Source organism: Flavipsychrobacter stenotrophus, assembly GCF_002954265.1.
Taxonomy (GTDB): Bacteria; Bacteroidota; Bacteroidia; order Chitinophagales; family Chitinophagaceae; genus Flavipsychrobacter; species Flavipsychrobacter stenotrophus.
This window is the reverse complement of sequence record NZ_PPSL01000007.1, coordinates 63812-78077: the sequence shown is the minus strand read 5'-3', so window position 1 is coordinate 78077 and position 14266 is coordinate 63812. Positions and strand designations below refer to the sequence as shown.

The window sequence follows — 14266 nt, the reverse complement described above, 5'->3', positions numbered from 1 at the left end:
CGCCATAAACCCGGAGGGTTATGGCGCTTATTGCTTTTATGTTTGTGAGCATTTTAGGCAACACACATATTCTATCCATTGTACAAAACCTGGCAGGTTGTGCAATAGAAAGTTCGTCTCTTGGCTGTGCCCAGGTATTCTTTGATTACCGGTGTGTGATCTCGGGGGCAGGTCTTTTTAGTATAGATAAGCCAGTGCTTTTTCAATTCATATTTCTTCTTCCATTCGAGGAAGTCGAATGCATAATTGTGGGTTTCGTCAACCAGTGATTTTAGTAGTTTTGCAGGGAGACTGCCAATGGCACTTAATGGATGTATTCTTGTTCTGAAGAGTACCTCGTTCTTTATAATGTTGCCACAGCCTGCGAAAATAGTTTGGTCCATCAATGCATCGCAGGCCAGCATTTCAGGGTTTTCTTTTAGCTTTTTCTTTGTGGCGGCGGCACTCCATTTGTCCGACATAATATCTGCTTTCCAGTTTTAGATATCGTCGAGCGGTTCTTCCAATATCTTAACAGCGCATGTGTAGAAGTTAATCCGTTCTCCTTTGCTGAATTCCAAGCGAAGGGTAGGGTTGGCTTTTTCTTTTTCTTCATTGATGCGGTAGGATCCGAACATCATAAGGTGTATGCGAATGGTGAATCCATTGAAGCAAATGAGGGTGTGTTTGCCCCAGCTTTTGATGTCGGTGATCTTTTTGTTAAGTAGATTTTTAATGTCGATCTTGGCGTAGCCACTTGCGGCCATTACTTTCCTGTTTTTGAAAGGCAGGAGGAGCTCTTTAAGTATTATTATTGATGGACCTTCAGGCATAAAACATTGTATTAATTGTACCAGATTTTTCAATTTGAGATATGCACATTTACAATTGGTTGCGAACCTACAGCTCGCATGTGAAAAGAAAGGCTGTGTTGTGCTACAAACCTTTTGCACCTAACGGTGCAATGACATGTAAAGGATGCCATATAGCTGTGTAAGATCTGTTTTGATTGGTAAGAGCAGTTTTTCAGCATCACAATTGATAGAACTTCAGGCATAGACAACCGTATGAAGTTGTGCCAATGAGTTGTTGATGTTGTCGAGTTGGATATACAATTATGTCGCCCTTACAGGGCTAACGTTTTTGTGATTGTTTATTCGAGGGGTTGAAAAACCCATAAGTGTTCGAAGCTTCATTTTCTGAAACAAACTCCCCAGACAATGTAACTTCTTTTGCCCCTTCAGGGCTAGGATCACTTCATTTTTAATACCCGGGGCTACACCCCGGGCTATTATATTTCGGTCTTTCAGACCTGTTTTATCACGTTTAGAACACTTGAGGGTTGAAATCCCTCGCTATTTATAACGCCCTTTCAGGGCTGGTTTCTTCCATATCTTTGCCATAGTAACTACCTACGCTGTGCGTGTGATCAAGTCTTTTAATGAACCTGTTGTTGATATAGTAAATGGGCCGCTACACAAGTGCGGCGGCCCATGTTCTGTTGATGGGTCAAAAGAACTATTTGTTCATGGCCACAACTCTTACCCTGCGGTTTTGCTGTCTACCTTCAGCAGTAGCATTTGTAGCCGCGGGTTCAGATTCGCCCTTTGCCACTATTTCGATGTTGTCAGCGGCTATGTTAGCTGTACGGACAATGTAGTCTTTTACCGCCATAGCACGTTGCGCAGATAGTTCTTTATTAGCTGCTGCATCTCCGGTTGCATCGGCATATCCGTAAACCCTTACATCAGGTGTGTTATAATGAGATTTTACTGATACGCAAACCTGGTTAAGATATGGCTTAGCTTCCTCCCTGATGTCGGCTTTTCCCGAAGAGAATAACACTTCATCGCTCATGCCATATATGGTATAGCGTTCATTACCTCTTACGTCAATTTCTTTTGACGTAACTTCTTTGTATTTCACAATAGGTGAAGTGAAGTCGACACTGTCCCAATGAGTGACCACTTTAGTCTCGGTGCTCACTTCATTGTCTTTCATCATTACGGCTGTATCGGTGTTGGTTCCCGATGTGCCTTTTGTGTCTGTTTGTCCGCATGATGCTATGAGCATTGCAGACAGGCAACAGATCGGTATTATTATCTTTTTCATGATCGTTGTTTTATGGTTGATGTATTATAACTAAGGCAGACAAAAGCCTGCCTTAGTTACGTTTTCAATATGGTGAATTAGGAGGAAGTTAAAAGTTAAAAGTCAAAACCTAAAAGTGATTAGCGTATGCCTATTTTTTAAAGATTTCTACTTTTGAGTTTTAATTTTATTAGCTATGTATGTTATGCGCATTATGAGTGCGGAGGTCGCTTTCGATGTCCGCTACTTCTGCTGCATTGCGCGCATGAACGCCGATAACTATGTGACCTTCGTTAATGCCTTTCTCATACACTACTGCTCTTTCTTTAGGAATGCCTGATCCTACAAGTGCGCCTACAATGCCGCCGGTAAGTCCGCCTGCACCTGCACCCGCCAGTGCTGCAGCCAGAGGGCCTGCAATTACAAGACCGAGGCCAGGAAGCAGTAAGTTAGTGCCGATTGCCGCAACTGCTGCTGCAACTGCACCTACAGTGCCGCCAATTGCAGAGCCGGTACCTGCGCCTTCCATTGCTTTTGAGCCGATCTCAGTTTTTACAGTTTCATGCTTGAAATGTTTGTTCCTTGTGTCGTCGGACATGATGACGTGGATCTTGTCGCTGTCGTAGCCCCTGTTCTGCAGTGAGCGGTATGCGCTGTCAGCGCTGTCTTTGTCGTTAAATAGGCCCGTAACCAAATGGTTCTCGTTGGTGATTTGTGTTTCCATGATCTGTTTAGTTTTTCGTTAATTGGTATGCCTATATTTAATAAACACCGTACCACATATGGGCGTGCGTGTTTTTTGCGTGCCATATTTCCCCGAGTATCAATAGTTGGGGAAGTAGGTTACTTTTTTGGGGTGGGGAGGTCGCTTACTTTTTGTACATCGGCGATCTTGTCGTTCTCCTGTATCGATGCGTTTCCTGTTTCTATTTCCACTTGTTTTGTAGTTACAGCATAGTGGTTGGGCTTGATCTCTGAACCCAGTTTGATGGCATATGCTTTGGTGAACTCTGCTCCGAAATAGAGAATAAGCGAAGAGTAGTAGACCCACAGCAGCAGTACTACCAGTGAACCCGCGGCACCATAAGTACTACCTACATTGCTCTTGCTGATGTATATGGATATGCCAAACTTGCCAAGCATAAATAACACAGCCGTGATGACGGCGCCGGCTATTACATCTTTCCATTTGATCTGCGCATCGGGCAGTACCCTGAAGATAACAGCGAACATAAGGGAGACAACAGTTAGCGTAAGCAGCTGGTTGATAATGTAGAATATGACAACCGTTGTGTCGGCAAAATAGGTTTGCAGTTTCTGGCTGAAGCCATCGACAAATGAGGTGACCATTAGAGATACCAGTAGTACAAAGCCGAGACTAATAATTACTGAGAAAGACAAGAACCTGTTCTGCAACATTTTTACCCATCCTTTTTTGGGCTTTGGCTTGATGCCCCATATGCCGTTGATAGAATCCTGTATTTCATTGAATACGGATGTGGCGCCGATGAGTAATGTAATTGACCCGATTACGACAGCTACACCGCTCTTGCCGCCTAAAGCAGCTTTTTTAATTATGTCTTGTAATTCTATAGCTGTATTACGGCCCATGAAACCTTCAAGGGTGTGGTAGATCTTACCTTCTACTGCTTCTCTGCCAAGGAATAGACCGCAGAGAGATATGATGACTACCAGCAGCGGTCCCATAGAGAAAACAGTAGAGTAGGCCAGTGAGCCACCCAGTTTAGTTACCTTATCATTGGAAAACCCTTCGAAAGAGTTCTTTAATATTTCCCAGGTGTCTTTTGCTAGTTTTTTGATATTCATTGTATTGTCTTTGGATAGGCTATACAAAAATGCTACCACGAAAGAGGCAATCTGAAGATTGCCGACCGCTACGACGTAATCTGAAGATTACGCCGAACCTGTGATGCGGCCACCATGTAATGATGGCCGCGTCGCTTTAAATAGTTAAGTATTCAGTTTTAACCAACGATCACTTCGTGTGTTTTGCCATCATTGACCATAGTTATGGTGTTGCCATGCTGGTTTGTGTTGTCTAATTTTACAACCGGTAAGGCATTAATGGTTTTGCAATGAATGGTGATGTGGTACGTGGTGTCTTTGTACTTGTAGTCTATTGAACAATCGTCCCAGTCAGGTGGAAGGCACGGTGCAAAGCTCAGCTGATCGCCCTTTTGCCTGATGCCGAGGAATGACTGAATGATACACTGGTACATCCATCCTGCTGAGCCTGTGTACCAGGTCCATCCGCCACGGCCAAGGTGAGAAGGTACTTTATAAACGTCGGCTGCCATTATGTATGGTTCCACTTTATAAGTACTTACTTCATCTGCTGTGCTACCATGATTTATCGGGTTGATCATATCCAGTAGTTCCCATGTGCGCTTTTTGTCGCCTATAGCTGCAAAGGCCATTACTGTCCATATAGCTGCATGCGAATATTGTCCACCGTTTTCACGTACGCCCGGTACATAGCCTTTTATATAGCCCGGATCTAATGCAGATTTGTCGAATGGGGGATCAAGTAATTGAATGAGCCCATTTTGTTTGTCCACTAACCTGTCATAAACCGCGTCCATTGCTATGGCAGATCGCTCCACATATCCTGCACCCGACAATACAGACCAGCTTTGAGATATTGAATCTATACTACACTCTTCGTTTGTTGCGGAGCCTAGCGGAGTGCCATCATCAAAATACGCTCTGCGATACCAGCCACCATCCCAACCATTGTTGTTGATGTTGGTCTTCAATTGCGCGCCTTGCTGTATGTATCTTCGCGCCTGTTCCTCGTCGTTGTATTGAGTAGACACCCTTGCGAAGCTGTTCAATATATCGTGTAGGAAGAATGCCAGCCAGATACTTTCTCCCCTGCCGTGTTGTCCTACTTTATCCATGCCATCGTTCCAGTCGCCCGAGCCCATAAATGGTAAGCCATGAGTGCCGAATTTCAAAGCATGATCTACCGCCAATACGCAGTGTCTGTATAGGGTAGCGGTATTGCCTGACTTGCCGGGCAGATCGTAATAAGATTCTTCACCATCATTAAGAGGCCTGCCGGTAAGGAAGCCTATCTCTTCGTCGAGTATTTCCAGGTCACCTGTGTGCTGTATGTAACGAGCTGTTACGAATGGCAGCCAGAGGTAATCATCGGAGCAAGTGGTACGAACACCTCTTCCTCCCGGCGGATGCCACCAATGCTGTACATCGCCTTCCTGAAACTGGCGTGCAGCACTGGCGAGTATTTGCGCACGGGTAATATCTGGGCGGGTATATAGTACCGCTAGTACATCCTGTAGCTGATCGCGGAAACCGTAAGCTCCTCCTGACTGATAATAGCCACTTCTGGCCCATAGGCGGCAGGCAATTGTCTGATACACCAACCAGCCATTGGCAAGAAAGTTGAGTGCTTTATCGGGTGTGGCTACTTTTATTACATCAAGGGTTTGTTGCCAATAGCGTTTCACTTTTTCAAGGCTACTGTAAGCTGCGGACAATCCTTTAAATTCTTTAGCGAGGTTTACAGCGTCGCCCATATTATAGCCTGCACCCAATCTGAATACGATCTCTTTTTCCTGCCCAGTTATAAGCTCATGCGTTATCTGTATAGCAGCACATGCATCAATGCCTGCGCCGGTCTTGCCTGATAGCCTTTGGCGCAGCATGGCGTCGGGGGCTTTTAGGGAGTTGTTACGACCAATAAATTCGGCCCTGTCGCAGGTGAATGACCGTGTTACGCCATCGTCGGTATCGAAGAACGCCACCTTGCCGCTGAATTCGGGGCTGTACTCATTTCTTGCATAGAGCGTGCCAGTTGTTGCATCGGCCTCCGTAATTACATGCATGCTCGTCTTTGCCCGTCTATCGCCCAGTACCCATTCGGCATAGCCTGTAGCAGAGATCTTCCTTGTTTTCTCGGAGTCATTGCGGAGCTTGAGTAAGCTGAACTTGATCGTTTTTTCGATGTCGACGAAGATGGTCAGTTCAGAATATATTCCGTTTTCGCTGTGCGTGAATACACTGTATCCATAGCCATGGCGCGTTATGTATGGAGATGTTGGGTGAAGGGGCAGCGGCACCGGACTCCAGACATAGCCGGTATCTTCGTCGCGGAGATATATTTGTTCGCCGCTCAGATCGCTTACCGGGTCATTATGCCAAGGCGTGAGTCTTTGTTCATGCGCATTCTCTATCCAAGTGTATGCCTGGCCACTTTCGGAAATTATGCTTCCGAAATTTTTATTGGCGAGGACATTGCTCCAAGGTGCGGGAGTTGTTTTCTTACTGCCTGTAATGATTACATATTCATTCCCGTTTTCTGTGAAACCACCGGTTCCGTTATAGAATACCAAGCCCTGGGGTTGAGTGAGCGGCAATGATGTTAATGCTTCGCGAATAGCGGGAGGTTCGAGTAATGGTACTGCGCCTTTGTTTGCATTGCGACGGCTTAGTTGGTCAGACAGTGAACCCTTGTCGTCGGAGATAATGATACGTGCTACTGTCTCGAACAGAATCCTGTCTTCCTTGCTTATCTGGTCGCCCGGGCGCAGGAATATTCCTCCCTGCCTGTCGGTATAGTTTGCTCCAGCAGCAGATATAAGACCCTGTATCTCGTCCTGCATGGTTTGCCTGTAGCCGCCATGGTCTTCGTTCCAGATAACCAGGTCTACGATCAGTCCCTTCGTGCGCCAGTAGGCGTGTGCCTGTAGTAACTGCTTTACCATGTCTATGCTTGTTGCCTCGCGTACTTTCAGTAGCACTATAGGTACATCGCCTGATACCGCATATCCCCAAAGACCGGGCTGGCCCTTGTGGTTGCTGATGATGGTTGCAGTATCGGCCCGAAGCATGGAGTTCATGTAGATGATATAGCTGGCCATTCTGCCATATAGCTGTGCGTCAGATTCTGTAGCGTTGATCTGCCTTAACACTACCTGGCTGTGTGTCCATGCCAGTTCCAGCACACGATCTGTAAGATGCTTGTCCTGGTACTTATCTACCAATGCCTGGCATCCTTCTTTATCCGGGCTCATGCCATTGATCATGTCTATCGTTGCTATCTCTCCGGGTTCTAATGTGATCCTGTATTTTATAGCTACTATTGGATCGAGTACAGAGCCTTCATTGCCCTGCATTTTGGCGTTACCAGTTACTACCTGTGGATTGGCCACAGTATTGCCCCTGCCAATGAAGTGCATGCGTGATGTCTCATACTCCACAGACTCGTGCTTAATGCCTCTTAGCTTTACCAGGTGGCACATCCATGACGGGTGCTGATCTGCAGACCGTGGCCGGCGCGAGCAAAGGATCGCATGTTTTTCCTGCTGCAACTCTGTCTGCACAAAGAGATTGCTGAAAGCAGGATGGATCTCATCGGCTGCCGGTACGTTGAGTACAACCTCCGCATAACTTGTGATCTCGAGCGTGCGCCTTCTTCGCGATCTGTTGGTGATCTTAATTCGTCTCAGTTCGATATCATCTTCGGGTGATACTACTACCTCGGTATGGGTTTCTATATGGTGATCGAATCTTTTGAATTCCGCACGACCCTGCGTAAACAATGCCTCGTAACTCTTTGCTTCTGTGAGTGTGGGTTGATGGGTGTTGGACCAAAGGATATCCTGCTCAACATCTTTTATGTAGCAGAATGTGCCCCAGTTATCGCAGGTGGTATCTTCTCTCCACCTTGACACGGCTATTTCTCTCCACCTGCTGTAGCCACCGCCCGAATTACTTACCATGACGTTATAAGTACCATTGGATAATAATTGTATTTCAGGCACCGGAGTATTCGGTGTATTGATGTAGCGCATGTCACTGTCTTTGGCTGTGATCTTTATATCAGATACATCCATTGTATGCGCGTATGATGTAGTAGCTTTTGGAATCTTTTCCTGCAGTAAAAGAAGAGATGCCTGGAAGCGGAGTTCGCTTTCAAAGCGCTTCTGCATAGGCATGTTTTGTAGTAGATAAGACAACGCCAGCATACTCATCCCTTCGTGGTGCACCATAAATGACCTGATGATAGCATTAGATTGTCCTCTTGGCAGGCGGCCAGGGGTATAGTCGATAGCCTCATAAAAACCATACTTGCCCATAAAGCCCAGGGTAGCCATGTTCTGGAGATTTTCGCAGGCTTCATTGGGCATGACCATCAGTGCCATTACGGAGGCGTAAGGTGCTATGACGAGGTCGTCACCCAGTCCGCGTTTAAGACCTGTGCCGGGTACTCCGAAAGCTTTATATTGATAGTTCTGGGCGGCATCAACACGATTATAGCCTGACTCTGAAATTCCCCATGGAATATCTCTTTTCTGTCCATATGCAATCTGGCGTTCTATTACGGATCTGTAAGTCTGGTCGAGCAATGTTTGTCCGTAAGTAGGCATTACCAGTAGCGGCATCAGGTACTCGAACATTGAACCGCTCCATGAAAGGAGCATAACACCACCGCCGGTATTGGTTACAGACCTGCCGAGTGCGAACCAACTATCCTGTGGCAACTTATCTTGTGCAATAGCTACAAAATTGGCCAGCCTTGCTTCAGATGCCAGCAGATCGTAATAGCTTTCATCACGTTTATTATCTTCTACATTGTAACCAATAGCTACCAGATGTTTGGTGCGGTCGTATAGGAATTCAAATTCAATGTCGGCATAGATCTCACATTCTTCTATGAGATTGTCTACCTCTCGCAACCGCTTTTCAGCGGTTGCAATGGCATTTTCAATTGCTGCCCGGTCGAAATTGGCTAGTGAAGCTGCAATGCCGTGGATACTTTTGAGGGGTGGTATGTTTTCAATTACGCCCATGTCTGCGCCTTCGGGGATCTTTGTACTATCGCACCATGGGACCAGTGTAGTGAGCTCAGTGGTTATCGCGGTGCATTGTTGGCTTAGCTCTTCCGCCCACCACAAGACGTCTCCTGTGGGGTTGCTAAAGCTGTCGATGATGTTGCCTGATAACTGTCTGAGTGTAACAGCATCTTTATATACTTCCTGCAGGTAGACCTGGTTATTGCTGATGACCTTTACGAGGAAATCGCGGAATTCACTTATCTGTTTGGTGTTGCCAGCCTGCTCTTCAAGGACGCCCAATGTATCGCGGAGGCCTTCAAATGCTCTGCGGGTTATTACCTGGTTGCCCGGAATCTCAGTAAGCCCTTGCTTAAGGGTCAGCAAGTGGCCTGCAAGATTACCACTATCTACGGCAGATATATACCGCGGCGGCAGTGGTGTTAGGGACACAGTATCATACCAGTTGTAAAAGTGGCCGCGGCTGCGTTCCAACTTACCCATTGTTTCAAAGGTGTTGGTGCAACGGTCCATAAGCTGGCCACCTGTAATGTAGCCAAAATCATATGCCGACAGATTGGCAAGCAGTGCCATGCCAATGTTGGTTGGAGAGGTTCGGTGTGCTACAATGCCACGCGGCACTTCCTGATAGTTATCTGGTGGCAACCAGTTATCTTCGGGTCCTACAAATTCTTTAAAATAGGCCCATGTTTTTCGGGTAAGCTTTTGCAGGAAGTACAGTTGAGCCGCGGATAGTTCTGTTTTTATTTTAGCCGACTTCCTGCTTATCAACCAAGTTACGGCGGGTGCAGTTAACCATAACAGGAGTATGGGCATCATAATGAAAAGAGAAATGCCTTCATAGATACCCATGTATATACCCAATGCTATTGCTACTACCGGGTTGATCCACATGGCCCGGTATGCATTACTTAAGGTGTTATCATTGTTTTGCTCTACAGTGCCCGATGGTTTCCACTGCAAGAGTTTACGGTTGGAGATGATCATCCTCCAGCTGGTGCGGAGTATGGCATCGACTGTGTAAAATGCTTCAAAGGGCAGACAGGCAAGGGCGAAGATATTTTGCTTCAGACCGTCTGTCATACTGCCCAGTGAGGATATGATATGCTGGCTGGGCATGATCTCCTTTGGGCGATTCATCAATCCCCATAGTGAGCCAATGAGGGAAGGAAGAATAATAATAGCAAATAGAGATAAGGTCCAATACCATGGATCATCTAACAGGCTACAGCCGAGTATGAGGAGCACCATGATAGAAAATGGCACCAGGCTGCGGCGGAGATTATCGAATATTTTCCAACGTGAAAGGACCGAGAGCGGATTTGCTTTCAGCTTACGATTGGCGTCGGGTACAATAGGTAGTGCCCACCATGCGATCTGCCAGTCGCCCCTTATCCACCTGTGCCGGCGACTAACATCGGTGCTGAATTTGCCGGGGTTGTCTTCGTATACCTGTATATCTGTGGCCAGTCCTGAACGGATGTAACAGCCTTCAATGAGGTCATGACTGAGGATTCGATTCTCGGAAAACCTGTTACTCAGCGCTTTTTCGAAAACCGCTATGTCGTAGATGCCTTTACCAATAAAAGAACCTTCGTAAAAGAGGTCCTGATATACATCTGAGGTTAGCCTTGTGTATGGGTCAACGCCCGTATCGCTGGCATGCATGCGGGAGTAGAAGGAGCTGTCTGGCTCGGGCATGTTCACGCAGACACGAGGTTGCAATAACCCATAACCTTCCGTTACTCTTCCTTTTGTTTCAGAGTACACCGGGTGATTGAGCGGGTGCGCCATTGTGGCAATCAGCTTCCACGCACTGTCTCTTGGTAAGAGAGTGTCGGTATCGAGGGTGATGATATACTTCACTCTGTGCAGTAGGGTGGTGTCGCCAACTATTGACGTGAATTCATCTGCATTGCCATTCAGCAGGAAGTCATTCAATGCACCAAGTTTACCTCTTTTACGCTCATAACCCATCCATGTGTTATCATGTTTGTTCCACTTGCGCGGGCGGTGAAAGAGAAAGAAAATATCCTTTCCGCCGCCATACTTTTTATTGAGGTCCTTTATTTTTTCTCCTGCAATAGCGACCAGTTCATCATCGGCCGGCATATGCTCTTTGGGGGCGTCATTAAAGTCGGTAAGCAGCCCGAAATATATGTTGGGTTTCCTGTTGGCGAGAAAGCGGATCTCGAGGCTTTCTGTAAGTGAACTGATACCGTGAGGGCTGCTGATCATAGTAGGTACTACTACAAGCGTTTTGTATTCTACAGGTATTTCGTGAGAGAGATCGAGACGGGGGAGCATGTTGGGTACAATGCGTAAGGTAGCTACCCAATTGACCAATGCCAATGCCAATTGACTGGCGGCTATCATTGAGAATACTGCTACTATGACGGTTAACCATATGGGTGAGTTGTGCAGGTATACGCGGTAAGCGGCCAGCCCCGCCAATAGTATTGTGATGAACGTAATGGAAGACGCATAGACCATGAGCCTGTTGTCTTTCAATAATTTGAATGCAGCATGATGAAGCGGTAACCTCATCTTTGCTGCTTTTTCAGTTTCGCGTAAGCCTTTCTCAGCCAGGTAATAGCCTACGTGGCTTTTCTTATTTGCAGAACCGTAGAGTACGTTGCCGGAATTGGCTAACTCCAGAACAAGCTCCGCTACTTTTGTTTCGGAGCATTGGCTAAACTTGGATACCTGCTCTACTATATGGCGGTATTTGTCGCGTGTGGCAAAATCCATTTGTCCGTATACGCCTGCCGGATCGTGGCGCAGAGTGCTTTCTACGCTGCTCATTGTTTCTACAAACTCACGCCAGTCCATAGTATTTACAAAGCGCAGACTACCTATGGTATTGCTAATAGATACCTGATCGGCGGCTTGCTTCTGGTTTTCCATGTCTACAAGTCGGGCAGTAGTCAGGCCATTTTCGGCAAGGCGCTGTTCCATCCATGTAAGTGGGAGTGTGAGTGCCGGACCTTTCCACATGAGCTGGCGGGTAAGTTCTGCTACAAATGAGCCTTCCATAGGTGGGCCAGACCGGGCCATATCTGCTATAACGAGTATCAGGCTTTTAGGATCTTTCTCAGCGGTTTCCATCATCAGGTCAGACCATTGGTCTGCCAGTTTCTGGTTTATGCGGTCTATGGCTATACGTGCTGATACCCTGCGTAAATTCTCTATCAGTGCGAGGCGCAGCATGATGGGTATAGCCCAAAGCTCACCCATCTTTAAAGTAGTAACCTGTTGATAAGCATGCAGGAAGCTGCTGATGTTCTGAATGTCGATGTGACCATCGCTATGTGCAATGATCTCTACAGCTATATCATAAACACGTGGCAGGCCTTCTTTATCGCCTTCAGTAAGCCTGGGCAAGCCCTCGCTATAGCCTTTTGGTAAGTGCTGCTTACCTGTGCGTATGTGCTCTTCTACAAGATAGAAGTTGTCGAGCAGCCATTCGCCGGCCGGGCTTATCATCTGTTCTTCTTTAATAGCCTCGGCCAGCAGGTTGCGTACTTCGTGCAGCATATCTTCATTTTCAGCAAGGCGCTTCAGCAGAAAGTTGGGGGCTCTGCCGGTTACCGTTTTATGAGCCTTTGCCAGGTGTCGGCCATATTGTTCCATCTGGGCGGTGCTGAACAACTCAGCCCTTAGTGGTGGCTGCTCATTTGCATATTTACGGGACTGGTTATTTTCCTGGAAGTATGATCTGAGTTTTATAAGTAGTTCGTGGAACGATATGTTTTTAGCCTGCATGTGGAAGTGATATTTTAAAATATATGTTCTTTTCCATGCCCATTGCATTGCCCGAATGAGTATTCATTGCTCAAATGCCTGGAAAATAGTGTGTTATCTGAATTGAATAAAAACCGTTCCAACATAAAGAAAGCCCTGCGACAACTGGTGTGCAGGGCTTTTTGAGTTGGCATTATAATAAGATCAGTTGGCGTACGCTAGTCTTGAAGCGCCGTAGTAGCTAGCCACTTCGCGGTAGCTTTTAATGTGGTTGTATGTCTCTTTTATTCCTGCGTGTTGCTGTTGAATAATTGTATGAACATCTTCGCTCATCTTACCTGATACATTGAGAGCTGCCTCATAAGTGTGCTGTGCGATCTCTTCATTGTAAAGGCAAGAGTTGATGATCGCTTTTCTCGATTCACCTATCAGCGTTACTTTAAGGTCTGTCCAGGCGCGGTGCAGAATACCAGACAGGGTGCTTGCGTCCTTAGGGTTACGGCTAAGGCTCTTTACTTTATCAATGAGTTGTTGTTTATTATTGTTGGCTTCCGCTATTACATCGCTGAAAATCTGCTTAAGGTCAGTATCAAGATTTTTTTCGTTCCCGATAGCCCGCTCATAGCATGCAATACGGTCGTTGTTGATCTTGATCAGGTCATTAAGAATAATTATCGTTTTTTCAGCGCTGTTAAATGAAAGTGTCATTGTAGGTAGTTTTATACCGATAAAGAACTAAAAACTATGCCACGTGATATTATTTTTCCGGTTGTGAATACAAGGTAACTATTGTGTATTTGTTATACAGTGATGGTCATTAGGGGGATTGCAGTGGGGAGACTGTTATAATAGATAATGAGTGTGTTATGTATATTGAAATTGCAGCTGTTGTTATTGCCCAACAACCGTTGATTTCTACAGTTCTGGGGTGTAGTTCCCCAGTTTAAAATATTTAAAGCATGAGCAGTGCAGTGTTCTAGATAGGTATGTCAGATATTTTTCGAGATACCGGTTGTCCAAATATGCCTGCTATAATGTCTTTTTTGTACCCCAATGACGGCAGTTTTAGACTATATATTTGTACAGCAAAAAGTATCATCGCAAACATATCGATCAACAAAAAATAAGATTTATGGAGAAGAGAGATTATTCAGTAAGTATTTTGGTAGACCAGACTCCCAATGAAGTATTTAATTCCATCAACAATGTGCGTGGATGGTGGCAAGGTAAAATTGAGGGTAGTACAGACAAACTAAATGATGAGTTTACCTACCAGATGGTAGATGTACATTTTTCAAAGCAGAAGGTAACCGAGCTTATACCTAACAAAAAAGTAGTGTGGCATGTGACCGACAGCAAAATCAATTTTGTCGTCGATAAGGATGAGTGGACGGATACGGAAATTGTATTTGATATCAGCACAGAAGGAAATAAAACGAAAGTCACTTTTACCCACCAAGGACTCGTGCCCGCCATAGAGTGTTATGGTGGCTGCTCGGGTGCATGGGGCAGACTGGTGCAGGAGAGCTTGTACAGCCTGATAACAACGAGGAAGGGAGTTGACGTGTTCTAGGAAGTTAGTGGTTTTAGAATATTCAACTACCTTATAGCGA

8 protein-coding genes are annotated in these 14266 nt (G+C 45.9%); 1 reads left to right on the top strand and 7 read right to left on the bottom strand.

What is annotated here, in order from left to right; genetic code table 11:
- Positions 1-71: 71 nt before the first annotated feature.
- From CJD36_RS23760 to CJD36_RS20340, 7 genes are all read right to left on the bottom strand, one after another.
- A complete protein-coding gene (locus tag CJD36_RS23760; protein WP_240609394.1) occupies positions 72-461 on the bottom strand; it encodes an Fpg/Nei family DNA glycosylase in 390 nt (129 codons plus the stop codon).
- An 18-nt stretch (positions 462-479) separates the two neighbouring features.
- A complete protein-coding gene (locus tag CJD36_RS23755) occupies positions 480-812 on the bottom strand; it encodes a DNA-formamidopyrimidine glycosylase family protein (RefSeq protein ID WP_240609393.1) in 333 nt (110 codons plus the stop codon).
- A gap of 685 nt (positions 813-1497) precedes the next feature.
- Positions 1498-2091, bottom strand: coding sequence for an OmpA family protein (locus CJD36_RS20360; RefSeq protein ID WP_105041052.1), 594 nt, complete (start codon positions 2089-2091; stop codon positions 1498-1500).
- Positions 2092-2260: 169 nt separating this feature from the next.
- Positions 2261-2794 (bottom strand): general stress protein, encoded by a 534-nt coding sequence (locus tag CJD36_RS20355; RefSeq protein ID WP_105041051.1) that lies wholly within the window; start codon positions 2792-2794, stop codon positions 2261-2263.
- A 119-nt stretch (positions 2795-2913) separates the two neighbouring features.
- Positions 2914-3897, bottom strand: coding sequence for a YihY/virulence factor BrkB family protein (locus tag CJD36_RS20350; RefSeq protein ID WP_105041050.1), 984 nt, complete (start codon positions 3895-3897; stop codon positions 2914-2916).
- Between the two features lie 158 nt (positions 3898-4055).
- Complete coding sequence (locus CJD36_RS20345; protein ID WP_105041049.1) at positions 4056-12674, bottom strand: glycoside hydrolase family 94 protein; 8619 nt, start codon at positions 12672-12674, stop codon at positions 4056-4058.
- Positions 12675-12857: 183 nt separating this feature from the next.
- On the bottom strand, positions 12858-13361 hold the full coding sequence (locus CJD36_RS20340) for a PA2169 family four-helix-bundle protein (protein WP_105041048.1): 504 nt from the start codon (positions 13359-13361) through the stop codon (positions 12858-12860).
- A gap of 424 nt (positions 13362-13785) precedes the next feature.
- Between CJD36_RS20340 and CJD36_RS20335 the strand changes: the two genes are divergently transcribed.
- The gene (locus CJD36_RS20335) at positions 13786-14226 is read left to right on the top strand and encodes an SRPBCC family protein (protein ID WP_105041129.1); all 441 of its coding nucleotides are present in this window, start codon (positions 13786-13788) and stop codon (positions 14224-14226) included.
- Positions 14227-14266: the final 40 nt, after the last annotated feature.

Coding starts and splice junctions, on each gene's coding strand:
- CJD36_RS23760 (WP_240609394.1), bottom strand. CDS start 461: ATGTCGGACAAATGGAGTGCCGCCGCCACAAAGAAAAAGCTAAAAGAA.
- CJD36_RS23755 (WP_240609393.1), bottom strand. CDS start 812: ATGCCTGAAGGTCCATCAATAATAATACTTAAAGAGCTCCTCCTGCCT.
- CJD36_RS20360 (WP_105041052.1), bottom strand. CDS start 2,091: ATGAAAAAGATAATAATACCGATCTGTTGCCTGTCTGCAATGCTCATA.
- CJD36_RS20355 (WP_105041051.1), bottom strand. CDS start 2,794: ATGGAAACACAAATCACCAACGAGAACCATTTGGTTACGGGCCTATTT.
- CJD36_RS20350 (WP_105041050.1), bottom strand. CDS start 3,897: ATGAATATCAAAAAACTAGCAAAAGACACCTGGGAAATATTAAAGAAC.
- CJD36_RS20345 (WP_105041049.1), bottom strand. CDS start 12,674: ATGCAGGCTAAAAACATATCGTTCCACGAACTACTTATAAAACTCAGA.
- CJD36_RS20340 (WP_105041048.1), bottom strand. CDS start 13,361: ATGACACTTTCATTTAACAGCGCTGAAAAAACGATAATTATTCTTAAT.
- CJD36_RS20335 (WP_105041129.1), top strand. CDS start 13,786: ATGGAGAAGAGAGATTATTCAGTAAGTATTTTGGTAGACCAGACTCCC.